19 protein-coding genes and 1 tRNA gene are annotated in these 24,222 nt (G+C 63.1%); 7 read left to right on the plus strand and 13 right to left on the minus strand.

Annotated features, from left to right (window positions below; genetic code table 11):
- Positions 1-29: 29 nt before the first annotated feature.
- Both VKT51_10065 and VKT51_10070 read right to left on the minus strand, forming a co-directional pair.
- Positions 30-479: a DUF4870 domain-containing protein gene (locus tag VKT51_10065; GenBank protein ID HLJ84505.1), complete on the minus strand. Its 450-nt coding sequence runs from the start codon at positions 477-479 to the stop codon at positions 30-32.
- A 13-nt stretch (positions 480-492) separates the two neighbouring features.
- Positions 493-1,752 carry an NAD(P)/FAD-dependent oxidoreductase gene (locus VKT51_10070; GenBank protein ID HLJ84506.1) on the minus strand — a complete coding sequence of 420 codons (1,260 nt, stop codon included), beginning with the start codon at positions 1,750-1,752 and terminating at the stop codon, positions 493-495.
- A gap of 78 nt (positions 1,753-1,830) precedes the next feature.
- Between VKT51_10070 and VKT51_10075 the strand changes: the two genes are divergently transcribed.
- Positions 1,831-4,164, plus strand: a complete 2,334-nt coding sequence (locus VKT51_10075; GenBank protein ID HLJ84507.1) for a beta-propeller fold lactonase family protein — start codon at positions 1,831-1,833, stop codon at positions 4,162-4,164.
- 123 nt (positions 4,165-4,287) lie between these two features.
- Here the strand turns inward: VKT51_10075 and VKT51_10080 are convergent, their stop codons facing one another.
- From VKT51_10080 to VKT51_10090, 3 genes are read right to left on the minus strand one after another with little or no spacing between them, the layout of a single operon-like run.
- Positions 4,288-4,656: a response regulator gene (locus VKT51_10080; protein HLJ84508.1), complete on the minus strand. Its 369-nt coding sequence runs from the start codon at positions 4,654-4,656 to the stop codon at positions 4,288-4,290.
- Positions 4,653-6,713 (minus strand): PAS domain-containing sensor histidine kinase, encoded by a 2,061-nt coding sequence (locus tag VKT51_10085; GenBank protein ID HLJ84509.1) that lies wholly within the window; start codon positions 6,711-6,713, stop codon positions 4,653-4,655. Before VKT51_10085 ends, VKT51_10080 begins: the two co-directional genes overlap by 4 nt.
- A gap of 26 nt (positions 6,714-6,739) precedes the next feature.
- Complete coding sequence (locus tag VKT51_10090) at positions 6,740-7,588, minus strand: hypothetical protein (protein ID HLJ84510.1); 849 nt, start codon at positions 7,586-7,588, stop codon at positions 6,740-6,742.
- A 183-nt stretch (positions 7,589-7,771) separates the two neighbouring features.
- On the opposite strand from VKT51_10090, the gene VKT51_10095 reads away from it, so the two are divergent.
- Genes VKT51_10095 through VKT51_10105 form a run of 3 tightly spaced genes read left to right on the plus strand, consistent with a single transcriptional unit; the run spans position 7,772 to position 13,214 of the window.
- Positions 7,772-11,314, plus strand: a complete 3,543-nt coding sequence (locus VKT51_10095) for an SNF2-related protein (GenBank protein ID HLJ84511.1) — start codon at positions 7,772-7,774, stop codon at positions 11,312-11,314.
- A 6-nt stretch (positions 11,315-11,320) separates the two neighbouring features.
- Entirely contained in the window at positions 11,321-11,845 is a 525-nt protein-coding gene (locus VKT51_10100) for a GNAT family N-acetyltransferase (protein ID HLJ84512.1), read from the plus strand.
- On the plus strand, positions 11,838-13,214 hold the full coding sequence (locus tag VKT51_10105) for an aminotransferase class I/II-fold pyridoxal phosphate-dependent enzyme (GenBank protein ID HLJ84513.1): 1,377 nt from the start codon (positions 11,838-11,840) through the stop codon (positions 13,212-13,214). Before VKT51_10100 ends, VKT51_10105 begins: the two co-directional genes overlap by 8 nt.
- Before the next feature lie 331 nt (positions 13,215-13,545).
- Here the strand turns inward: VKT51_10105 and VKT51_10110 are convergent, their stop codons facing one another.
- The gene (locus tag VKT51_10110; GenBank protein ID HLJ84514.1) at positions 13,546-14,685 is read right to left on the minus strand and encodes a citrate/2-methylcitrate synthase; all 1,140 of its coding nucleotides are present in this window, start codon (positions 14,683-14,685) and stop codon (positions 13,546-13,548) included.
- 147 nt (positions 14,686-14,832) lie between these two features.
- Between VKT51_10110 and VKT51_10115 the strand changes: the two genes are divergently transcribed.
- Positions 14,833-16,038 (plus strand): glycosyltransferase, encoded by a 1,206-nt coding sequence (locus VKT51_10115; GenBank protein ID HLJ84515.1) that lies wholly within the window; start codon positions 14,833-14,835, stop codon positions 16,036-16,038.
- Between the two features lie 47 nt (positions 16,039-16,085).
- Here VKT51_10115 and VKT51_10120 read toward each other — a convergent pair whose 3' ends face one another.
- Positions 16,086-17,045, minus strand: coding sequence for an ROK family protein (locus tag VKT51_10120; GenBank protein HLJ84516.1), 960 nt, complete (start codon positions 17,043-17,045; stop codon positions 16,086-16,088).
- 19 nt (positions 17,046-17,064) lie between these two features.
- Between VKT51_10120 and VKT51_10125 the strand changes: the two genes are divergently transcribed.
- A complete protein-coding gene (locus VKT51_10125) occupies positions 17,065-17,598 on the plus strand; it encodes an ATP-binding protein (GenBank protein ID HLJ84517.1) in 534 nt (177 codons plus the stop codon).
- Between the two features lie 11 nt (positions 17,599-17,609).
- Here VKT51_10125 and VKT51_10130 read toward each other — a convergent pair whose 3' ends face one another.
- The 6 genes from VKT51_10130 to acnA all read right to left on the minus strand — a co-directional run bounded on the left by VKT51_10130 (position 17,610) and on the right by acnA (position 23,238).
- Positions 17,610-17,843, minus strand: a complete 234-nt coding sequence (locus tag VKT51_10130) for a hypothetical protein (GenBank protein ID HLJ84518.1) — start codon at positions 17,841-17,843, stop codon at positions 17,610-17,612.
- Between the two features lie 23 nt (positions 17,844-17,866).
- Positions 17,867-17,953: transfer RNA gene (locus VKT51_10135), tRNA-Leu, on the minus strand.
- A gap of 21 nt (positions 17,954-17,974) precedes the next feature.
- Complete coding sequence (gene opp4C / locus VKT51_10140; protein HLJ84519.1) at positions 17,975-18,913, minus strand: oligopeptide ABC transporter permease; 939 nt, start codon at positions 18,911-18,913, stop codon at positions 17,975-17,977.
- Position 18,914: 1 nt separating this feature from the next.
- The gene (locus VKT51_10145; protein HLJ84520.1) at positions 18,915-19,919 is read right to left on the minus strand and encodes an ABC transporter permease; all 1,005 of its coding nucleotides are present in this window, start codon (positions 19,917-19,919) and stop codon (positions 18,915-18,917) included.
- Between the two features lie 102 nt (positions 19,920-20,021).
- Complete coding sequence (locus tag VKT51_10150) at positions 20,022-20,438, minus strand: hypothetical protein (GenBank protein HLJ84521.1); 417 nt, start codon at positions 20,436-20,438, stop codon at positions 20,022-20,024.
- A gap of 58 nt (positions 20,439-20,496) precedes the next feature.
- Positions 20,497-23,238, minus strand: a complete 2,742-nt coding sequence (gene acnA, locus VKT51_10155) for an aconitate hydratase AcnA (protein ID HLJ84522.1) — start codon at positions 23,236-23,238, stop codon at positions 20,497-20,499.
- Between the two features lie 217 nt (positions 23,239-23,455).
- Between acnA and VKT51_10160 the strand changes: the two genes are divergently transcribed.
- Complete coding sequence (locus VKT51_10160; protein HLJ84523.1) at positions 23,456-24,214, plus strand: hypothetical protein; 759 nt, start codon at positions 23,456-23,458, stop codon at positions 24,212-24,214.
- The last annotated feature ends 8 nt before the right edge of the window (positions 24,215-24,222 follow it).

Consider the following 24,222-nt stretch of genomic DNA (forward strand, 5'->3'; position numbering starts at 1 on the left):
GCCTGTCTGATAGATGCCGCGGCCGCCTGCTACGAGATGAAACGAATCGATAAGGGATACCGGAACGGCTTTCCGCCGGCCGCCGTCACGGCGCCGACGATGACGCAGACCGTCCAACTCAGCCACAAGAGCATCCCCAGCGCGATAACCCAGTAGAGAGAGACCGGGAGAACCGCGATGTTAGCCGAGTGAACTCCGGCTTCTATGACGACGCCAAGGCCGACCGCGAAGTAGAGAACGCCGTAGCAGAACGTGCTCAGTTGAAAATTGACGGCTTCTTTGCCGTGCTCGTTGACGAAAGCCGATTCGTCGCGTTTGACGAGCCAGATGACGAGCGGTCCGACGAGGCTGCCGAATGGGATCAGATGCCCGGTCAGCGCGGCGAGATGCGCGACGACGGCCCACGTCCGGTCTTGAGAAGCTATGCCTGAGTCCACGATCTCGATGTAACCGCCTATCGCATCGAGCGTTCTCGACACGACGCAAAACCCCTTATGGATCTGCCGGCATCGAGAGCTTGACCGTATCGCGCGAGAACAGCAGGTCGAGGGTCCAGTCGATCGCCACGCGGATCTTGCGTTCGAGCGTGGGTATGCGTGAAAGATAGTACGTTCGCCAGAGCCACCACGCCGGAAAGCCCGAGATCTTGAATCCGCCGACCATCGCGACCGCTTTGTGTTCGCCGAGATTTGCCATCTGGCCGATCATCGTGAAGGCGAACGGCTTGCGTTGTTCGCCGTCCGCCAGGGCGATCATATTGTCTGCGACCTGCTGCCCCTCGCGCAAAGCATGCTGCGCCGTCGGCGGATACGGTTTTGCGCCGGGCGCCGACGCGACTTCGGCGCAATCGCCGATCGCCCACACCCCGGGATAACCGGACACGGCAAGATTCTCGTCCACGGGGATCCGCCCACGCGAATTGGTGCATGGCAACGCCGCTATCACCGGATTCGGCCCGACTCCGCCGGCCCAGACGAACATGCGCGTAGCAATGCGCGTGCCGTCGGCGAGATCGATTCCCTCCGCATCGGCACTCCGTACGCGCGCGTCCATCCGCACTTCCATGCCGCGCTTGACGAGCGTGGCTTGCGTAAACGCTGCGAGCTGCTCGCTCAACTCGGGCAGCACGCGCGACTGCGCGTCGAGGAGGACGGTGCGGATATCCGCTGCGGTGAAATTTCGGTAGAGCTTCGCCGCGCGCCGGACGAAGATATCAAGTTCCGCCGCGGTCTCGACGCCCGCAAAGCCAGCGCCGGCGACGACGAAGGTCAGCAGCTGCCCGCGCAGCCCGGCGTTTTCTTCGAGCTCCGCTTGCTCGAGCATGTCGAGAGCGTGGTTGCGGATGCGAATGGCGTCGGTCAGTGTCTTGACCGGCAGCGCATGTTCGGCCACGCCGGGCAGAGCGAAATAATTGGTGACGCCGCCGACCGCGATCAGCAATTGGTCGTAGCCCAACTGGTGGCGGTGGCCCTCGGCATGGCTGATCGTCACTGTGCGAGTGGCGAGGTCGATCGTCTCGATCTCTGCTTGCAGCAGTTTGATGCGCGGACAGATCCTGCGGATCGTCTGCACGATGTGCCGCGTGTCGACCGAACTTGTGGCGACTTGCGGCAGCATCGGGGTGAAGAGAAAGTAGTTGTCGCGGCTGACGAGCGTCACGTCGAGATCGGACCGATGATTGAGGCGCGACTGTAGCCGCATCGCCGCGTAGACGCCGCCGAAGCCACCGCCGAGAATCAGGATTCTTTGCACGCTTGCCTCAAGGCAGGCGCGGCGCAATCGCCGCCCAAACTCTTGTTTATGATGATACGCGTGCGCCCCGCTGCTCTGGTGCTGATCGTTGCTACTTTGGTCGCCGGTTCTTCCGCTACTTGCCTGCGCGCTGCCGGCGGAACGATCTTGCCGAACGGTTGGACCATCACCCCCGCGGGCGCGGTCACGCCGCTCGGCACGCTGCCGCTGCGCGTCGTCGAGGATCCGAGCGGACGCTGGGTCGCTGTTTCAAACGCGGGCTACGGAGTGCAGACGGTCACCATCGTCAACGAAAAATCCGGAATGGTCGCCGACACATCGCCCATCGCAAAGACCTTCTATGGCCTTGCGTTCTCGCCCGACGGCAAGACGCTGTACGCTTCGACCGCCGCGGACGGCGGCATTCAGCGATTCGCTTTTGACGCGAGCGAAGGAACGCTCAAGGATCTTGGGATGTGGACGATCGGCACCGGGCCGCAGTGGATCGCCGGGCTCGCCGTCTCACCGGACGGCAAGATCGTCTACGCCGCGTCGAACGGCACGGATGAACTCGTTGCCGTGGACAGCGCGAGCGGCGCCAAACTTTGGGCGGCGAAGGTCGGTGTTCAGCCCTATGCGGTCGCCGTCTCTCCCAACGGCCAGTTCGCGTACGTCAGCGATTGGACGGGCTCTGCGGTAGATGTGGTGAATGCCGCGTCCGGCGAAAATATCGCTCGGGTCGCGGTCGGCGCGCACCCGAACGCATTGCTTGTGACTCCCGGCGGCGCCACGCTGTACGTCGCGTGCGCGAACGAGAACACGGTCTATTCGATCGACACGGCGACGAACACGGTGCGAGACAAAATCGACGTCGGCCTTGCGCCGAATCTACCCGAAGGCTCTACGCCGGATGGGCTTGCTTTTTCGCCGAACGGTAAGACGCTGTTCGTCGCAGACGCAGGCGTGAATGCGATCGTTGCGATTGACCTTACGACCCACAACCTCAAAGGCGCCGTGCCGGTGGGTTGGTATCCGACCGACATCCTTGTTTCTCGCGACGGCTCGCAATTGATCGCGCTCGACGGCCACGGCGTTGCAGGCCACGCGAATCCGCAATTTCCTCATCCCGACGCGTGGTCGAAAGCAAAGCAGGGAACCGATCCCAGACAATACTACGTCGCGGAGCTCGCCACGGGCGACCTCCAGCGAGTGCCGATGCCGATGGACTCGACGCTCCAATCCGGCTTGCAGACGGCTCTCGAGAACAGAAACCTTGTGAATCGCACCGCCGTTGTCGACAGCCCGAATCTCCCTGCGGCTATGACTGGGCAGTTGCGGCACGTCATCTACGTGATCAAGGAAAATCGCACGTACGATGAAGTGCTCGGCGATGACCCGCGCGGCAACGGCGATGCCTCGCTTGCGATCTTCGGCCGGAATGTCACGCCGAACATCCACAGGCTCGCGAACACATTTGTGCTGCTCGACAACTTCGATGTGGACGCCGAAGTCTCGGCCGACGGCCACAATTGGTCGACGGCCGCATACTCCACGGACTACGTCGACAAGCTCTGGCCGTCGAATTACTCCGACCGCGGCCGCGACTACGATTTCGAAGGCAGCGCCGCGTCGCGCCCTTCTGCCGGATATCTCTGGGATGATGCGATCGCCAAGGGCCTGTCGGTTCGGGATTACGGCGAGTACACCGATTTCGCGACGAAGGCAGGCCAGCCCGAGAAGCCGGTGGTCGATTCGCTTCTCGGCCGGCTCGATACGCATTATCGCGGTTTCGATCTTCACGTGACCGACCAATCGCGTATGGATGAATGGCTGCGCGAGTTCAGCGGCTTTGTCAAGAACGGCAACATGCCCGTGTTAGAGATCGTGCGGCTTCCCGACGATCACACATCGGCGACGCGGCCCGGCATGCCCACGCCGTTTGCGATGGTCGCCGACAACGACTACGCTCTCGGCCGCATGATCGAGGCATTGAGTCACAGCCGTTATTGGAAAGATACGATCGTATTCGTCGTGGAGGATGACGCGCAGGCTGGGCCGGACCACGTGAGCGATCATCGGGCCGAAGCGCTTATCGTCGGATCCTTGATCAAGAGATCGTTCGTCGACAGCACGCATTACACGACGAGCGGGATGATCGCTACGATCGAGATGCTCCTGCATCTCCAGCCGATGAGCCAGTTCGACGCCGTGGCCACGACTATGAAAAAGGATCTTGCGGCAGCGCCGGATCTCACGCCGTGGACGGCAAGCCCGCCGATCGTGAAGCTCAACGCCGTGAACCCGCTCACTGCCACCGACGCGAAAGCTTCGCTGAGGTTGAATCTCGACGATGCCGACCGCGCAGACACGGCGGCGTTCAATCGGATCCTGATGGATTACGCGAAGGCGGCGAGAAGGTCAGGCGGACCATAAAGGTCCGCCCCACACGGCGGACCATAAAGGTCCGCCCCACACGGCGACCATAAAGGTCCGCCCCACACGGCGGACCATAAAGGTCCGCCCCACACGGCGGACCATAAAGGTCCGCCCAACAGATTATGCGCGGGTGAGGATTTCGTCGATGATCTTCAAGAGGTCATCGGGTTCGAAGGGCTTCATGATGAATCCGTTGCCGAGGCGAGCCATTTCCGCGCGCTGCAGCGCATCCGCATTGCGAGCCGTCACGAAGATCACCGGCACGTCGCGCGTAGCGGCGTCAGATCGGAGCGCGCGGCAAAAATCGAGACCGTCGATATTCGGCATGAGCAGATCGGTCAGCACGATCTCCGGCGGGCGCTCACGCGCAAGCGCCAACGCGTGGCGACCGTCGGCTGCTTCCGCAACTTCGTATCCGGAGAATTCCAAGAACTGCCGGACGACAGAGCGCAGAACCGGCTCGTCGTCGACCAACAGGACGCGCCTCACGCGGTCTTCGTCGGCTGGGCCAGCTCGCCGTTGACAGCACGTGCGTCAACGGCGGGAAATTCGATCGATACGGTCGTGCCTTTGCCGACTTCGCTCGACACGGCGATGCGGCCGTGCATCTGCTCCACCAAGCGCGCGACGATCGCAAGCCCCAAGCCGGTGCCGCGGATGGCCGTTCCCGGCCTGTCTACTCTATAGAAGCGATCGAATATATGCGGAAGGTCCGCTTCCGGTATACCGGCGCCCGTGTCGGTGACAGCGAGGCGCACGCCGCTCGCGGATCGCTCGACGGAGACTTGCACGCTTCCGTCGCGCGGCGTGAACTTGCGCGCGTTGCTGATGAGGTTGACCACGATGCGACGCACGCCGACTTCGTCGCCGCGCATGATGGCCGGCCGACTCGATAGACGAAGGTCGATCGGCGGTCCGTCGGGGTCGTCAAGGTGACGGAAACTCTCGACTTCGGATCGAGCGACAAGGCCGACATCCACGTCGGCCTCAGGCCGATGCGCTTGCGCGGCGTCGATCTGACCTACCTCGAGCAGGTCGTCGACGAGATCGCTCAAGCGCTTTGTCTCCCGATCGAAGAGACTGATGAGATTTCTGTCGTCCTCGGCGAGCGCGTACCGCGGCGCGATCTTGGAGACGAGCAAGGCGCAGAGCGTGCGCAACGTCGTGGCGGGCGTGCGCAATTCATGGCTGGCTGTGCCGATGAAATCCGCGCGGACGCGCATCTGCCGCTCGAGATCTTCCTTCGCCGTCACGAGCTGGTCCACGAGCGCACGCCGGTCCGTGATGTCGCGCGACACCCCGATGAGGCCCACCATCCTGCCGTCTTGGTCACGCTGCGCGGTATATGCGATCCCCGCCCAGTACCTGCTGCCGTCCGTGCGCGTACGCGCCGTCTCGACGTACACGTAGCCGAGCTTGGCGACGGTCGAGCGTATCTCGTCGAGCGCGTTGCGCGACAGCGCGAGCGGCGCGAGATCCACGACGGCCTTATCGACGAGGTCGCGCGCGCCGCAACGCAATTCTTTGCCCAGCGCGGCGTTCGCATAGCGCACGATCCCATCCATGTCCACGAGCATGACGCCTTCGCTGACCGATTCGACGACGGCGGCGAGCCGGCGCGTCTGAGCGACGGTCGTCTGCAGCTGCCTGGTCCGCGCGGCTACTCGCTCTTCGAGGCCTTCGTTGAGCACGCGAACGCGGCGGTTGATCTGACCGACGATCTCTATCGGCCACGCCAAGAGCAGCCAGAGCGCGATCGCGCCGATGATGAACCAGCCCACTTGCGCCGGGCCTATCGGCTCCGCCGGTTCGACGAGCACGCGCCACTGACGGTCGGCAAACGTTATCGGAAAGCCCTGCGCCGACCGGTCGGGAGTCCAGCCGCTTGGCGGCCAGCTCGTGTCGAGGCGACCGGTGCTGTCGTCCAGGGTGAACTTCGCGGGCGGAACGACGGCTCGCAGATCGTTGATGATCAGCGAGCGGATGTCGATTCTTCCGACGATCTCGCCGTTCGGCTCCCGCTTCGTGATGATCGGCGACGCGGCGAAGACCCAGAGCGGACTTTCGTTTTCGCCGCGCCGGCGCGGCGGCCGAAGCACGTCGGAGGCCGTTGTCGAATGCGTGAGGTCCGCGCGTTCCAGGACGATGTTCACCGCCGTGACCATTTCAAATGACACGTCGAGCGGTCGCGCAGCTGGATGGGTGAGATCGGTCGGACCGTTTCGCGTTATCTGGATGACGTGCGTGCCGTCGGCGTTGAAGTAGTCGACGGACTGCAGCGACGGGTCGCGCGCGAGCGCTTCGCGCGCTGCCGCCGCGAACGTGTCGCGGCGATAGCCGTTCGACGAGACCGCAGCGGCGAGCGCTTCGATTCCGTTGAGCGTGCCTTCGATGCGTGCCGACTCGCGCTGCGCCGCGCGCGTGCCGATCGCGCGCACCGCGTTGGACGCCGCGGTGTCGAGATACGCGTCGTAGAACTTGTAGAGGAAGATCGCGGAGACGGCAAGGACGATCGCGGCCAACAGCTGCGCGATGCGGACGCTCACCGCGCGATCTCCCACCGCTGTCGTCCCTAGTGCGGCGTTGTCGAGGTCATGGCGTCTACTTTTGTGTAGCCCGCCGGGATGTCGAAGAAGGACGCATCATATGGGATCGTCTTGACCGAGGTGACCTGCTCAGTCGTCGTCATGGTCATCGGTCCCATCGGGATGCTGATGACGGTTTTCAGCGGGATGCGGCCCTGTGTGCCGCGCACGTTGCTCGCCTGCACCATCATGTTCTGCATGCACGGGTTTGCCGCGTGGCCGGACGGCGCTGCCGACGGCAGCTTCATCGGGCACGACATCTTGATGGGCGAAGGCGCGTACCAGACGTCCATCGACATGCTGAACGACGCGCTCGGACAGTCGCCCGTGCCGGTCGACGTCATCGTCATCGTGTCGACGGCGTGGTGGGCCGTCATTCCAGCGATCGTCTGAGTCTGGTCGTCGGGCTTCTCATCGAACGAAAACGTCATGCTGCCGCTGCCGTTGATCTTGGGCGCCGGACTGCCGGACTTGGCTTGGGCGGCCTTCATCGCTGCGGACATCTCGTTCATCATATCGTCGAAATTGAGGACGGAGTAGGTCTTCGCGTTGTCGTCGATATTGACGACGCGTTTGAGATCGCACTGGACGATGACCGTGTTCCCCTTGCCGTCGTCGTGACGTGTGCGCTCTGCCGAGATCGTCGTCGTCGAGGTCGACGACGCGTTCTTGCCGGCTCCGAACATTTTCAGAATACCGGGCATCTGGACGGTAGAATTGGTGACGTATTGCAGCGCGTCGCTGCTGCCGAGGGCGCGCGGCGCGTTCGCTCCGAGTGCGATCGCGACGATACCGGCGGCGACGAATGCCAATTGAACCCGAGAAAATCGGATCACAACACAGCTCCTGTCAAAGCGCAGTCTGTCGTTGGATGATGTTTTGCCTCGATGCCTTCTTCATCCTGGGACGTCTGGGGGCCGTCCGCACTATTCCAAGCATTCCGGCGGGAGGCCGCACGTCGTCGCCGAATTATGGCAAGTATGTCAATTCGTCCGCAAACCAAGCCGCACCAGCCAGTGATGCTTCGGTTCGAAGAGGGCGTTGCTCCGGAGCGCGGTGGTCCGCCGCTCGGACCCTGGCAGGCATGGCTGCCGATGCCGCTCGCAATCGAAGGAACGTTTCCCAAACCGATCATCGCTCAGGGTCTTGCTGCGTATCAGCGCGGCAAAGTCCGATCGTTGAATCTTCGCCGTGTCGATCTCGTCGCGACCGTCGCCGATACTGAGACGCACACCACCACATTGACGCGCGACACGTCGCGTCCGCCGCTCGGCCTTCGCTGCAACTGCACGTGCAGGTACGGATACGACTGCAAGCACGCCGTTGCTGCGCTGTACATGCTTATCGAACTCGCATCGCAGACTCCCGAGCCGCCGCCCGACGGCACGAACGGCAGCGGCGCTGTCTTGAACGGACACGCTGGGACCGATCAGGCGAAGGCGAGTGCCACGAACGGCCACTCCACCGCGACGGTGGAACCGGGTCGCGCTTCGGCAGCCGCCACCAACGGCCACTCGGGCCCGGCAGCGCCACCCGCGTTGCGCGATCTGCTCGACATGCTCGCTCCGCATCACGAGGCGGTCGTTCCGCGGCGCAGGCTCTGGGTGGTCTTCGGATTCGACGATCGTCTCGGAGTGTTCCACGCTCAGCTGCGGCTCGACGCTCCGAAGCTGCACGGCGTCGCGCGCACGCACGCCGAACTGCAGCAGTTGTATCGGACCACGCGGCAGGCGAATCTCGGGGGCGAGGAATGGGATCGCCACGATGCCGCGCTGCTTTCAGACTCCACGCTCGGCGCGATGTTCGGCACGCCCGCCGACTATGCGCTTGCGCGCGCGACATCCGAGCATACGCAGCGCCTCAGCAGCAACTTCGCGCAGCTCTTGCTGCGCCTCATCGCTCATCCGCGTGTCCGCTTCGACGATCATCTCGCCGCATCGCCGGATCAGATGCCGGCGGTGAAGATCGTCCTCGCGCCGCTGCGCTTGCGTCTCTCGGGCTCGCGCGACGAGAAAGGCGACCTGCACCTCACCGGCACTTTCTTGCGGCCGGACGAATCGCCGGTCGACGTGGCCATGGTACGATCGGTCGATGGCACGCCGGCGTGGCTGTTCGACGGCGCCACCTTCCATCTGCACAACGGCAGCTTCAGCCTGAGAATTCTCGAGCGCTTGAAATCATCGCCCGTCATCGCTCTCACGCCGCCCGAAGTGCCGCAATTCCTGGAACGCGCGCACGAACTGCTCGACACGCCCACGGCAGCGTCGCTCATGCTCATGCCCGCCGACATGCGCCGGCAGGTTCTGCTCACACTACGCTGGCAAGGCGACGGCATCACCGCCTGTGCTGCCATCGAAGACGCCGCAAGCGGCGCCAATTGGCGCGTCACGCCGAGTGAATTTTCCACGCTCCTGCGCGTTGACACGGGCGTGCCCGGTAGCGTGCCGCGCTACGCGCATTGCGACCCGGCCGAGGCGGCTCACGTCCGCGAGCGGTTGGAAGCCGCCGGGCTCGTGCCCTGGCGCGATCTCCTCGAAAGTCCAGACGACGAACAAGCGGCCGACGCTCCGCCTCATTACGACGAAACCGCATGGCGCATCGAACCCACGGACGCAGCGTACGCGTTCGGGACCGAAGTGCTGCCGCAATGGCGCACCGAGTTCCAGCTTGATATGGATGACACGGTCGCGTCGCTCGTCGACGGACCCAAGACGCTCAAAGTTTCGGTTTCGGTCGACACGGCGCGCGAACAGCCCGACGGCAAGCCGAAGGCGAAACGTCCATCCGCCGTATCCACCGGGCCGATCGACTGGTTGGAGATCTCCGTCGAGCTTCTTCTCGAAGGTCAGCAGCTCTCGCCCGACGACCTCAAGGCGCTGTGGCACAGCACGGGAAGATACCATCGCCTCTCCGACGGCAGATTCATCGACCTCTCGTCCTTCGCGTTGCTGCGCGAAGCGACCGGAGGTTTCGGCGGCACGCTCGAGCGCGGCGGAAAAGCGCGCCTCACGGCGGCGCAGATGCTATCGGTGTACGACGACCTCGCAAAGGCGTGCGGCGATACACAGCTCCCCGCGCCGCTTCGCGAACTGCGCGAGGCCGTGCGCGATTTCGCCGGCATCGCCGAAGTAGATCCACCCGCGCATCTCGACAAAGTTCTGCGGCCCTATCAGCGGCGCGGCCTCGATTTTCTCTCGTATCTCGGGCGCTATAAGTTCGGCGGCATTCTCGCCGACGACATGGGGCTCGGCAAAACGCTCCAAGTCCTCACGTATCTCGAGAACCGCCGCGAAGCTCGCGGCAGCGCCCCGAATCTCATCGTCTGTCCGACCTCCGTCACGCACACGTGGCTCAACGAGTCGACGCGCTTCACGCCCGAGCTGAAGGTCGTTCTGCTTTCGGCCGGCTCGGGCCGCGAAGCGATCTACAAGACGGCCGATCAGTACGACGTCTTGGTCACGTCCTATGCGCTCGCGCGGCGCGACGCGCAGATGCTTTCGAATATCGGTTTTCGCGCGGTCGTCCTCGACGAAGCGCAGCAGATCAAGAACCCGCAAGCCAAGATCTCACAGGTCATCAAGTCCATCGAAGCGGAGCAGCGGCTCGCGCTCACGGGCACGCCGATCGAGAATTCGGTGCTCGACCTCTGGTCGATCGTCGATTTCGTCATGCCTGGATTGCTGGGCAACGAAAGTCATTTCCGCTCCGTGTTTGAGACGCCGATCATGCGCGACGGCGATGTCGAAAAGCAGTCGCGGCTCGCAAAACGCGTGCAGCCCTTCATGATCCGGCGCCTGAAGACGCAAGTGGCCGCCGATCTCCCGTCGCGGACCGAGCAGACCATCGAGTGCGAGATGACCGCCGCGCAGAAAAAAGCGTATCGCGAGATCGTGCTGCGCGCGCGGCGCGAGATCTTACGCGAAGTCGACGAACACGGCATCGGACGCGCGCAGCTCTCGATCCTCGCCGCGCTCACAAAGCTGCGCCAGATCTGCTGTCACCCAGGCCTCGTCGGCGATCATTGGCGCGAGGACCCGGATGCGTCCGGCAAGTTCGCGGCATTCCTGGAGCTCATCGATTCGATCGTGGAGTCGGGGCATCGCGTGCTGGTCTTCTCGTCGTTCACGGAGATGCTCGGGCTCATGCGCGAAGCACTGGATGCGCGATCGCTCAAGTACTCATATCTCGACGGCGCCACGAAGAACCGACCGAAAGTGCTTGAGGATTTCAAACGCGAGGATGGGCCGCCCGTATTTCTCATGAGTCTCAAGGCGGGCGGCGTCGGCCTAACGGTCACCGAAGCGGACTACGTCATCCTGTACGATCCGTGGTGGAACCCCGCGATCGAGCGCCAAGCCATCGACCGCACGCATCGCATCGGCCAAACAAAGCCGGTCACCGCGTATCGGCTCGTGACCCTCGGCTCGGTCGAGGAGAAGATCCAATCGCTGCAAGCGCGCAAACAAGCGCTGGCCGATTCCGTGATCGCAACCGATGCGGCCTTTGCCAAGAGCCTCACGCGCGCGGATCTCGACGACTTGTTCGCGCCGATCGGTGACTAGCGAGACGTGGTAAAGACCGGCGAAGTTCTGCGCACCGCTCGAGTTCGGCTGCGCTTCATAGAAAAGCGCGATCTCGACGACATCCTCGCCATTTATTCGGATCCGCTCTGCATGCGGTACTATAAGGCGCTGCGGACGCGCGAGCGGATGCAAGAGTGGTTCGATTTCGTATTCGCCGCTTATGAGGCCAACGGCTACGGGTTGTTCGCCGTCGAACGATTGAGCGACGGGGTCTTCCTTGGGATCTGCGGCTTTCTGCAACAAGATGTCGACGGCGACGCGCTCGTCGAGATCGGCTATCTTTTCAAGAGCATGCACTGGCACCGCGGCTATGCGTCCGAAAGCGCGATCGCGTGTCGCGACTACGGCTTCAACGTGCTCAAACAGCCGAAGCTCATCTCGCTCATCCGGCCCGAGAACGCGCCTTCGCGCGCGGTCTCAACGCGCGTCGGTATGACCGTGGAACGCACGACGCAGCGGGTCGGCTGGACGCACCTCGTGTATTCGATCAACGCTCCCAGCGGTGGATGATCTTGAATTCCGTGCTCTGCTCGAGCGCGGCATGGACGCGATCGCTCGATGGGAGTCCGGCTGGGCTGCGTTCGATCGTTCAGGCGCCGGCGATGTGCCATTCGAGCGTGCGGCCGCGGCGATCGACGAGCTAGGGACTCGACTGCGCGACAACTATCCGTACTTCCACCCCGCATACGCTGGGCAGATGATCAAACCGCCGCATCCCGTCGCGCTTGCGGCATACGCGATGGCGGCGAGGATCAACCCCAACAATCACGCGCTCGACGGCGGGCGCGCCACTGCAGCGCTCGAACGTGAAGCGGTTGCGCAGATCGCGTCGATGTTCGATTATCCCGTCGACTGCCTCGGCCATCTCACAAGTTCCGGCACGATCGCCAATCTTGAGGCGCTCTGGATCGCGTCGCGCTTGCGCCCGGGCGGCGCCGTCGCATTCTCTGAAGAGGCGCACTACACGCACGGACGCATGTGCGCGGTGCTCGGTCTTCCGACGATCGTCGTGCCCGTCGACGCGCGCGGTCGCATGGACGTCGCGCGGCTCGTCTCTAATCCGGATGCCGATCAGATCGGTACGGTCGTCGCGACGATGGGCACGACCGCTTCGGGCGCTGTGGACCCGCTTCACGAGATCGTGGACGTCGCGGCGAAGCGCGGCTGGCGGGTGCACGCCGACGGGGCGTACGGCGGATTCTTCCGGATCATCGCCTCTGCCGCCGAGGCGCGCATGGATGCTGCCCCATGGCTCGCGCTCGCGGCCGCCGATTCCATCGTCGTCGATCCGCACAAACACGGATTGCAGCCGTACGGCTGCGGCTGCGTGCTCTTCCGCGATGCCGCGGTCGGCGCGTTCTACAAACACGACTCGCCGTATACATACTTCACATCCAAGGAGCTCCATCTCGGCGAGATCAGCCTCGAGTGTTCGCGCGCCGGCGCGAGCGCCGCCGCATTGTGGACGACGCTGCGCTGCCTGCCGCTGACGGAAGACGGACTCGGCCGCGCGCTGTTGGCGAGCAGAGCGGCGGCGCTCGCGGCGTTCGATCGCGCGTGCGCGCTGCCGGCGTTGACGCCGGTCGTCGAACCGGCGCTCGACATTTTCACCGTTGCACCGCTTGCCCGCGGCGCTCGCGACCGCGCGTCGGCCGTTTCAACGCGAACGCAGGCCGCGTTCGACGCGTTAGCCGCCGACGATTCCGATCCGCTGTATGTGGCGATCTGGCGGCTCCCCCGCAGTCTTGGCACAAGGGCGCTGCCGGACGTCGTATGGGATAGCGAGGAGTGCGCGGTGCTGCGCAGCGTGCTCATGAAGCCCGAACACCGTGAGCGCGCGGCCTCGATCGTGGACCGTATGGCAGCCGCCGCGGTGTGACGCTCGTCGCACGCCGAAGGGCCGCGTCACGGCGCGCCGCGTTGCGCGTCTAACCACTGAGAGGGAAACCGACCATGCACAATTGCGCCTTTTGCCGATCTGACGCCACACGCTCGAACCTGTTCTTGAACTTCATCTCGGCGGGTCCGCCGCAGTTCAGGATTTGCTCGGCGTGTTATCTCGTCGCGATCCGACACGGCTATTCGGTGGTGTGCGAGGACGGGGCGCCGTTGGGACAAGCGGTGGCTTAGCAAATGTAGGGCGGACCTTTATGGTCCGCCTTTTTGGGCGCCGAAATGTAGGGCGGACCTTTATGGTCCGCCTTTTTGGTTTACCGTTTCTCCATCGGCAGCCACGGCAATCCGACAAGACCCGTGTACTTCACCTGCGGTCTGATCAACCGGTTGTCGTTCATCTGCTCCATGACGTGCGCCGTCCAGCCGGCCATCCGGCTACAGGCGAACGCGCACGTGAAGCTGTCCGGTTCGATGCCCAAGGCGTACAGCGTCGGCGCCGTATAGAACTCGACGTTCGCATACAACCGGCGGCCAGGTTTTTTCTCGTTGAGCACCTGGACGGAGACGTCTTCGAGCTTGCGCGCGATATCGTACCATTGCGGCGTTCCAGCCGCGCGCCCGAGTTCGCTTGCCATCTTCTCGAGCGGTTCAGCGCGCGGATCGCGCACCTTATACTCGCGATGGCCGATGCCCATGATCCGGCCGCCCTTGTCCACGATGGCGCGGACGTATGCTTCGGCCTTATCCGGCGATCCGATGTCGAGGATCATCTTCATGACTTTGCCTGGAGCGCCGCCATGGAGATCACCTTGGAGCGTCGCGACTGCTGCCGTCGCAGCGGCGTACATGTCGGACCACGTGCTCGTCGCCACGCGCGCCGCGAATGTCGATGCGTTGAAGCCGTGATCGGCGAGCAGGACGAGGTAGGTGTCGAATGCGCGTGCCGCAAGTTTGCTCGGGGGTTCGCCGTTCTTCATGTACAGGAAGTTCTCGGCGTGCCCGAGATCGGTTCGCGGCGCGATCGGTTCGAGTCCGTGTCTGATCCGGTCCCATGCGGCCACGCCCGTGGCGGCAACGGCCGTCAGTCGCATCGCCGTGTTCACGTCCGACACGTGCGTGCCGTCCGCACGCACCGGTTCGTGCAGCGCGACCGCCGAAACGATAGTCCGCAGGACGTCCATCGGCCACGCATCGTGCGGCGCACCGCGTAGACCTTGCAGGATGGATTCCGGCAGCGCGCGGCGTGACGCCATCTGGCTGCGAAATTCGCTTAACTCCGCCGCATTCGGCAGGCGGCCGTTCCAGAGCAGATATGACGTCTCTTCGAACGATGCGTGTTGTGCCAGATCGGAGATGTCGTAGCCTCTATAGGTGAGGCGGCCTTCCTCGCCTGCGACGAGGCTTAAAGCTGTTTCCCCGACGACGACGCCTTCCAGACCTGGGTTGACCGTGATCGAGCTGTTCTTGACGTTACACCTTACCTTTCAGCGGCGCACTTCGCCGCAATCCGGAGCCTTCCCGCGACGAGGTACGCGCTTAAGCGGCAGGAGTGCGCGGGACACGCGGAGGCGAGCGTTTGCGCGAATGCGAAACACGTCATCGTGCAAATCCTGGGTGAGCGCCCGGCGACCAAAGAACGCAGCATCCTCTTCCTGTTCTCGGACACCGGCGGCGGTCATCGCGCATCCGCGCTCGCGATAGACGCGGGTTTGCGCGCACTTGCCACGACCCTGAAGATCCGGACTCAACACGTCGATGCGTTTGCGTCGTGCGGTACGTTTCCATTGCGCGAGGGCGTGGCGTCATATGGCTCGATGCTGAAAGTGCAGCCGAGCCCATACCCTGCGATTTTCCATCTCACCAATGGCCGCACGCGCTTTCGCGTGATCGCCGAGTTGGGCAAACCGTTCATCCGCCGCAATTTCCGGCGCATGCTCCAGGAGATCAAGCCGGATCTCGTCGTCTCCGTCCATCCGCTTTTGAACGTCTACGCGCGACAGATGCTCGATGCAGCGGGATCGCGCGCGCCGCTCGTCACGGTGATCACCGATCTCGTCACCATCCATCACAGTTGGACCGCGGCCGGTGCAGCCGATCACTACGTCGTGGGATCGCCTGAAGCGCGCGGCGTCTGCGCCGATCGCGGCATCCCGCTCTCGCGGATCCATGATTTCGGCCTGCCGATCCGCGCGGGATTTTCGCCGGCGCCTGCTGACCGGCATGATGCGAAAGCCGCGCTCGGACTCGATCCCTCTCGCCGCACGTTGCTCGTCATGGCGGGCGGCGAAGGCGGCGGCCGCGTTCCGCGGCTCCTTCAGGGGATCGCGCCGGTGCTGCGCGAGCTCGATCTACAGATCGTCGCGATCGCCGGCAAGAACGTCGGATTGCGGCGCAAACTCGGAGCGCTCGGCGAAACCCTCGGTCGCGACGCGCGCATCTTGGGATTTGTGGAGAACGTCGCGGATTATATGCGCGCCGTCGATGCGCTGTTGACCAAAGCCGGGCCCGGCACGATCGCGGAGGCCGCCGCGTGCGGTCTGCCGGTGATCGTCTGCGATTTTATCTCGGGTCAAGAGGCGGGCAATCTCGACTACGTGATCTCACGGCGCGCCGGTATCGTCGCGATGGATCCGGGTTCGGTCGATTCTGCTCTTCGCCGTCTTTTTGCGTCGGGAAACGAAAGGACGCTGGAAGAAATGCGCGCCAAAGCGCTCGCGAGCGCGCGGCCCGACGCGGCCCAACGTATCGGCGAACTCTTGCTCGAGCTCATGAAGACTTCGGTGGCCGCCGCCGTTCGCGGCGCCTGAAGGGCCGACTGACGTCGGCCCCTTCAGATCCTAGCGCCTTTCCAATCCTAGCGGAGAGCTTTGATGCCGCCGCGGAACGCGAGCGTCGCCGCTCCGACCGCGCCGGCGTCGTTGCCGAGTTTCGCGGAGACGATCTTCGTCTGTCCGCGCGGCGACATCGTCGTGAGCTTGTCCACCATCTGCGTCAACGGTGCGGCAAGAACCCGTTTATCCGCCTGTCCGGCCCCGCCGCCGAGCGCGATGACTTCGGGGTTGACGAACGCGATGATATTTGCGACACCGACCGAGAGATCGTCAAGCCAGCGAGCCCAAGTCGCCACCGCATGCCCATCGCCCGCCAGCATCGCCTCGCGGATCATCTTCGATCCCCATGCCGCCGGATCGCCGGCGAGCAGCACGCTGCGCGGAAATGACGGTGCAAGGGCGAGCGCATGACGAAGCATGCCGGTGCCCGACGCCTGCGCTTCGAAACATCCCGTCTTGCCGCAATTGCAGACAAATCCGTCCGTAGGCCTGATCTGATGGTGGCCGACCTCGCCTGCTGCCATCGAAGCGCCCAGGACGAGCCTTCCTCCGGCGACGATGCCGCCGCCGATGCCCGTTCCTAAGGTTATCAGTACGAAGTCTTTCGTGCCGCGGCCGGATCCATGCTCATATTCGCCGAGCGCGGCGCAGCGCGCGTCGTTGAGGATGTGGACGCGTTGATCGAGCTTCTTGTGCAGGAGCGCGCCGAGCGGAACGTCGTGCCAGCCGAAGTTCGGAGAGTAGCGGATCACGCCGGACTTGCCGTCGATGTTGCCGGGCGAACCGAGCCCGATGCCGACAAGGTTCTTGCCGCGAAGCGCACGACACGCTTTGCCGACGACCTTCGCGATTTCGGCTACCACATACGACGGATCGTGGGCTGTGAGCTCTCTCTTGAACTTGCTCACGATCCGGCCGCGCTCGTCGACGATCGCCGCCATCGTGTGCGAACCGCCGAGATCGATCCCGATAGCGTACTTCATCCGTGCTCCTAGGTTAAGAGTGGCGCTCGCCTGCTTCCTCCTTTATGTGTATCTTCTTGCTTTGTGGGAAGAAGAAAACAGAAAGCGCGACGCACTTCATGACAAAGAGGACATGACAAACGCACTGGCACCACAAACAACGCCGGGCCGAACGGGAATCATGTCGAAATACCAATCAACATTTAAGAGTACAGCGAAGAACATCGCGAAGGCGCGCGCCGATGTACGCAAGCACGCGGCTCAATTGTTCTCAGGACAGGAACTCGCCGACATCGAATCGGCCGTCGGCGAAGCCTTATCCAATTCAGCGGAACACGGCGCCGGCTCGGATGGCGAAATCGAATTACGCTGCTATGTTGAGCGGCGCGAATTCGTCATCGAGGTCAAGGACAGCGGACCTGGGTTCGAGAGTTGGAGCGCGACGGATGCTACTCGGCCATTGGCGAGCGCCGAACGCGGTTACGGTATTTTCATCATGCGCGAGCTCATGGATAGCATTTCGTACAGCGAGAACGGCTCGCGCCTCCGCTTGATGAAGCGGCTACCTCAATAAGTGGTCGACGTTCAATCGTTGGCTTTGTAGTGCGGTTCGCTCGGACCGTGCTCGCGACCGCATTCGTGACAGGCCTTGATAGCTTCTACCGTGGAGTCCTCGAGCGTCAGCTGTGCATCGAGGAGCGCATCCCGAGCTTCTGCGCTGGGCTCTTCGTCGACGACGAGTTCCGCCTTGCCCTTTTGTTCCGCAGCCTTTCGCAGCGCATAAATCGCCTCAATTTTTTTTGTACTCTGTTCGCTCATCGCTTTCGTCCTAGCGTCTGTAATGGTGCCCAGGACAGGACTCGAACCTGCACCGGTGTTACCCGACTAGCCCCTCAAACTAGCGCGTCTACCAATTCCGCCACCTGGGCACACGGAGGAAATTATACCATCTATCGGACGTTGGGGTCCAGCGCGTCGCGCAGGCCGTCACCCATGTAGTTGATCGCAAGGACTGTCGCAAAGATGCAGAGGCCCGGATAGACCGCGGCCCACCACGCGATGGAGATGTTCTCCTGCGCGTTCGCGAGCATGCTTCCCCACGACGCCGTCGGCGGCTGTATACCGAAGCCGAGGAACGAGAGCACCGACTCGAGGATGATGACGTTCGCCACGTCGAGCGTCGCCTGAACGACGATCGGCGCCATCGCGTTCGGCAGAAGATGCCGGAACATGATGCGAAAATGACTGCTGCCGATCGCCCTGGCGGCCTCGCAGAATTCTTTTTCGCGAAGACTCAAGAACGCGCCGCGCACGAGCCGCGCGACCGGCATCCACGACAGGAACCCGATGATCAGCACGATCGACCCGAAGTTGAGCGCGGCTTTCGTCGACTCGGCCGCCACGATCGCGGTGAGCACGAGCAAGAGCGGTAAGAGCGGGATGCACAAGAATGCATCGGTGATGCGCATGAGCACACCGTCGACCCAGCCGCCGAAGTATCCCGCGATCGCGCCGATAAAACTGCCGAGCAGCACCTCGATGATCACGGCGAACAGACCGATCGTCAGTGAGATGCGGCCGCCGAAGAGCAGACGCGCCCACAGGTCGCGGCCCACTTCGTCCGTTCCGAGCCAGTGCCCGGCGACACCGGGAGCAAGCGGTGTTCCCTGCCAGACATTGTCGATCGCAGCCGGGTCGAACCGGGTGAATGCGGGCGCGAAGACGGCGCCGATGATAATGATCAGCAGCACCACCGCGCCGGCGACGGCGAGACGGTGCCGCTTGAATTTGCGCCACGTCAGATGGCGTTCGCGCGCGTAGTCATCGTCTTGCACGGCGACGGCGATGTGCGCGAGGTTAGGAGCGATCTGGCCCGTCTGAACTGCCATATCAGTCGTACTTCACGCGGGGGTCGAGCCAGCCGTATGCAAGATCGGCCAGCAAGTTGAACAGAACGACGAGCACGGAGACGATCATCAGGTAGCCCATCAAGAGCGGGAAGTCTTGCTGCTGCAGTCCGACGATGAAGAGCCGGCCCATGCCCGGCCACGCGAAGATGGTTTCCGTCACGACAGCACCGCTGACCAGACCCGGCAAACTGAGCGCTATGATCGTGACGACTGGCATCAGCCCGTTCTTCATGCCGTGCTTGAAGAGCATCTTGGAGAACGTCAATCCCTTAGCCGCCGCGGTGCGCATATAGTCGGTGTGGAGAACTTCCTGCATCGATGCGCGCGTGAAACGCGACCACGTCGCGATGTTCAGCAATGCGAGCGCCGTCGCCGGCATGATGAGATGCCTCAGATGATCCCAGAAATCGCCGCCGCCGGTCGAGACATTCCCGGCCGAGGGCAGCGAGAAGTCCAGCCTATACCCGAAGGTGTATTTCTCCATCCCGGCCGGCGGAAAATGGATGCCGTTGACCGAGAACAGCATCTGCATCATGATCGCGAGCCAGAACACCGGCATGGACATCCCGAAGAATGCGAACGTCGTGACGAAATAGTCGAAGCCGGAATACGGCTTGATCGCCGCGATGAGGCCGAACGTCATGCCGATCGCGAGTGCGAGGACGAACGAGACGCTCATAAGCTCGAACGTGGCCGGCAGCCGCTCGCTCATGGCCTCCACCACGGTCGTCGAATTCACTTGCGACCAGCCGAGATCGCCGTGCAGCGCCTTACCAAGCCAATCGAAGTACTGCACGTAGAGCGGCCGGTCAAGGCCGAAATTGTGCCTCAGCCGTGCGATATCGGCTGCCGTGATATGCGGGTTCTGCATGTACGCAGCAAGCGGCCCGCCCGGCATCTTGTTCAGAATCAAGAACATCATGATGCTGATGAGCAAGAGCAATGGCAGCGCTTGGAACGTGCGGCGAATCGTGTAATTCAGCATGCGGCTCGTGTCAAAGCTTCGAGGTGCCCCGTCGACGATGCGGCCGCTTTGATTCGTCCGCCCGGGAACGGCGACCTCCGGTCGAGCCCGGGCACCGCCTTTTCAGCGCGGCGGATTGGGGGCCGGTGAGCCCAACAGCATATGGAGGTCCTCTGACACCACCCAGCCATACTGGCCGCGGTATCGACCGCTCAGGAGGCGCACCCCGACCGCATCTGCGACCCCGTTCACAAAACGCGGGTGGACGACGCGATCGCGGCAGGTGAGAACGACGGCGCGTGTGCCCGCGGGCGCGAGCAGTGTATGATGCAAGACGTCGTCGGTGACGAATTTGCCTGACTGGTAATTGATGAGGCGCGCCATCGAATCCCAGACGAACACATCCGGATCGAGCGATTGCGACGTGAGTTCAACGCGCTTGCCGCGCGCGGTCGCGCATGCGAGCGCTGAACTTTGCGCGATCGAGGCGACGACGAATAACGCCGCAAGGCCGAACGCGAACGAACGCAAACCTCGCATCACGCGACCAGTTCGCCGGTACCGCGAAGCATCCCGCTGTGGGCAGCGAATCGAGATGTTAGCGAGCGTTCAGTTGCCGTAGAACATATGGCAAGATGCCATCGTGGCGATAGTACTCGGCTTCATCTGGTGTATCGATCCGAGCGGTCGTTGAAAACTCGATTCGCTCGCCGCTCGCCGCGGTCGCGACGACGCGCAGTTTCGCCCCCGGACGAACTCCATCGCGCAGACCAGAGATTGTGAACTCTTCTTCGCCCGAAAGTCCGAGTGAAGCGGCGGTCTGCCCCTTCTCGTATTCCAGCGGGATGATCCCCATGCCGATGAGATTCGAGCGGTGTATCCGCTCGAACGATTCTGCGATGACCGCGCGGACGCCGAGCAATCGCGGACCTTTCGCGGCCCAGTCGCGCGACGAACCGGCGCCGTATTCTTTTCCCGCGAGCACGATCAGCGGCACGTTTTCCTCAGCGTAGCGCTGTGCCGCATCGAAGATCGTCATCTGCGCGCCGTCCGGCAGATGGCGCGTGACCCCGCCTTCGACTCCCGGCACGAGGCGATTCCGAAGCCGAATGTTGGCGAACGTGCCGCGCGCCATCACTTCGTGATTGCCGCGCCGTGCGCCATATGAATTGAAATCTTTCGGCTCGACGCCGTTCGCGATGAGATATTCGCCCGCCGGCGACTTCTTCGCGATACTGCCGGCCGGTGAGATGTGATCCGTCGTGACGCTGTCGCCGACGAACGCCAGAACGCGCGCACCGCGGATGTCGCCCTGTTGGGCCGGGTCCTTCTTCATGCCGTCGAAGAACGGCGGGCGTTTGATGTACGTCGACGCCGGATCCCACGCGAAGCGCGTGCCTTGCTGCACGCGCAGCGATTTCCACCGCTCGTCGCCGCCGAACGCATCGGCGTATTGGCGGCGGAACATCGCCTCTGCGACGCACGCCCCGACCGTCTCGTCGATCTCGTGCGGCGTCGGCCAGAGATCCCGCATGTAGACAGGCGCGCCTGAAGTATCGTGGCCGATCGGTTCGGCGATCGGATCCCAGTCCATCCGGCCGGCAAGCGCATACGCGATGACGAGCGGCGGCGACGCGAGATAGTTCGCGCGCACTTGCGGATGCACGCGGCCTTCGAAATTGCGATTGCCCGAGAGCACCGAGACGACGATCAGATCGTTGTCGTTGACCGCCTGCGCGATCGGATCGGCCAACGGGCCGCTATTGCCGATGCAGGTCGTGCAGCCGTAGCCGACCAGGTAGAATCCGAGTTGTTCGAGATACGGCGTCAACCCGGCTTTCGCAAGATAGTCGGTCACGACTTTTGATCCGGGCGCGAGCGTGGTCTTCACCCACGGCTTTGCGCGCAAGCCGCGCTCGACGGCCTTCTTCGCGAGCAACCCCGCCGCGACCATGACGCTCGGATTGGACGTGTTCGTGCAGCTCGTGACCGCCGCGATGACCACCGCGCCGTCGGCGAGGTCGTGCACGGCCGTGCCGTCGTTATACGAAGCAACGCGCCGGTCCGCCATTGCGAGCGCCGCTTCGTTGCCTTCGGCATCGAAGGTCGTGGCAGCCGCGACTTTGGCCTCACGCCGTTCGCTCAACTCGCCGAACGCTTTGCAGAACGAATCCTTCGCGACGGTCAGCGGCACGCGGTCCTGCGGCCGGCGCGGCCCGGCGATGCTCGGCTCGACACTGTCGAGATCGAGTTCCAGCACGTCGTTGAATTGCGGATCTGGAGTCTCGTCTGTGCGGAAGAGGCCTTGTGCGACGGCATACTCGCGGACCAGTTCGATGCGCGCCTTGTCGCGCCCGGTCAGCCTAAGATAGCGCAGCGTTTCTTCATCTATAGGAAAGAACGCGACGGTCGCGCCGTATTCGGGGCACATGTTGCTCACGGTTGCGCGATCGGCAAGGCTCAGATTTGAGAGGCCGCGGCCGAAAAACTCGACGAACTTGCCGACGACGCCTTTACGGCGAAGCATCTCCGTGCACGTCAGTACGAGATCCGTGGCGGTCGCGCCGGGGCGCATCGAACCGGTCAACCGGAATCCGATGACCTCCGGTATGGTCATCGAGACCGGCTGACCGAGCATGGCCGCTTCGGCCTCGATGCCGCCCGCGCCCCATCCGAGCACGCCGAGCCCATTGACCATCGTGGTGTGCGAGTCGGTCCCGACGAGCGTGTCCGGATATGCCGTCCGGATTCCATCGTGTTCTCTCTCGAAAACGACTCGCGCGAGATACTCGAGGTTGACCTGATGGACGATGCCTTGGTCCGGCGGCAGCGCGCGGAACCGGCGCAGCGCTTCTTGTCCCCATTTCAGGAGTTGGTAGCGCTCGCCGTTGCGCTGGAATTCCAGCTCGGCGTTGATCGCAAACGCACCGGCCGAGCCGTATGCGTCGGCGATGACCGAATGGTCGATGACGAGCTCGACGTCTTGCAGCGGATTGATCTTTTCCGGATCGCCGCCCATCTCGGCCATCGCGTCACGCATGGCCGCAAGGTCTACGACGCAGGGCACGCCGGTGAAATCCTGGAGCAGTACTCGCGCGGGCCGGAATGCGATCTCGCTGTCGGGCTGCCGCTTCGGGTCCCAGCCTGCGAGCGATTCGATCTGGTCTTTCTTGACCGAGCGACCATCTTCGTAGCGCAAGAGATTTTCGAGCAGTATCTTCAGGCTGAAGGGCAACCATCTGACGTTCGGGCCGGCCGCCTCGACGCGATAATACTCGTATCGCTTATCGCCGACTTTGAGGATGGACTTGCTGCCGAAACTGTCCTGGTTGCTCTTCACGGCGCTGCTCCGTTTCTATCTCTGGCGCTTTACGCAAAGCGGTAGCCGTTTCGCCCACGAGCTTTCCGACGCCTCGCCGCGACCGCGCCGATAGTCGCAAGGCCGAGCGGTTCGGTCCGTCCAAAACGCCCGCGCTAGCATACCGGTGAGGACGTGGCAGCCGAAATTCAGTTCTCGTCCCCTCGCTCACGCGAACGTATAGAGATCGCGTACGATCGTGGATGACGTAGCGTCGTTTCCTAACCCCAAAGCGCACATGCTGCGGGCAATCGCAAAGGTGCTCGCGGCGTATATGAGCGGCGGTGCGTTTGCGGCAGCGGTCGTCGTCTTTGTGCTCTTGCGCGGCAACCAGGTCGGTATCGGGTATGCGTTTTCGCTTGGGTTCCTCGGGTTCCACATCGCAAGAAGCTCGCTCGGCCGAAGCGAGTTCGCGGATCAACCGATCTTCGGGGGTCGCATCCCACTTGAATCGAAATTGGTCGCGGCGTTGCTCTGTTTAATGCTCGTGGCGGCTGTGGCGCTGTTCGTGATTTTCCGAAAGGTGACGCCCGAGTTCTTTTGGGCCTCGCTCACGACCCTCGTCTTTGACTTGCTTGCGCTCTCGACACCCTTCGTCTGCGAAATGCTCGTCCGCATCGCAAGCGGTCTGGATCTTGAAACAGTCGCTCGCTTAGAGGTGACCATCCGCAGAAGTTCTGATTTTCGGAAATTCCTTCCGAGCCGTTTAGGTCATTTCCTGATCGCTAGCACTCCCAAGGATTTCGTGGAGAGGCGCATCACCGTGGACTGGGGAGATCGACGCGACGAAGCATTGCGTGTCGTTCGTAGCCGAACCGCGGCGACCGCGCCTCGATTATCTCAGAACGGGGACTGCGCTGTCGAAGACGCCTTCTTGAAGTGGAGGCAGAAGATCGAGACCGTCGTCCAGGCACTGCGTGACGCTGGTTTTGCGACGGTCATCGAACCGACGGAATAGGTGATTCT

This window comes from Candidatus Eremiobacteraceae bacterium, assembly GCA_035295225.1.
Taxonomy (GTDB): domain Bacteria; phylum Vulcanimicrobiota; class Vulcanimicrobiia; order Eremiobacterales; family Eremiobacteraceae; genus JABCYQ01.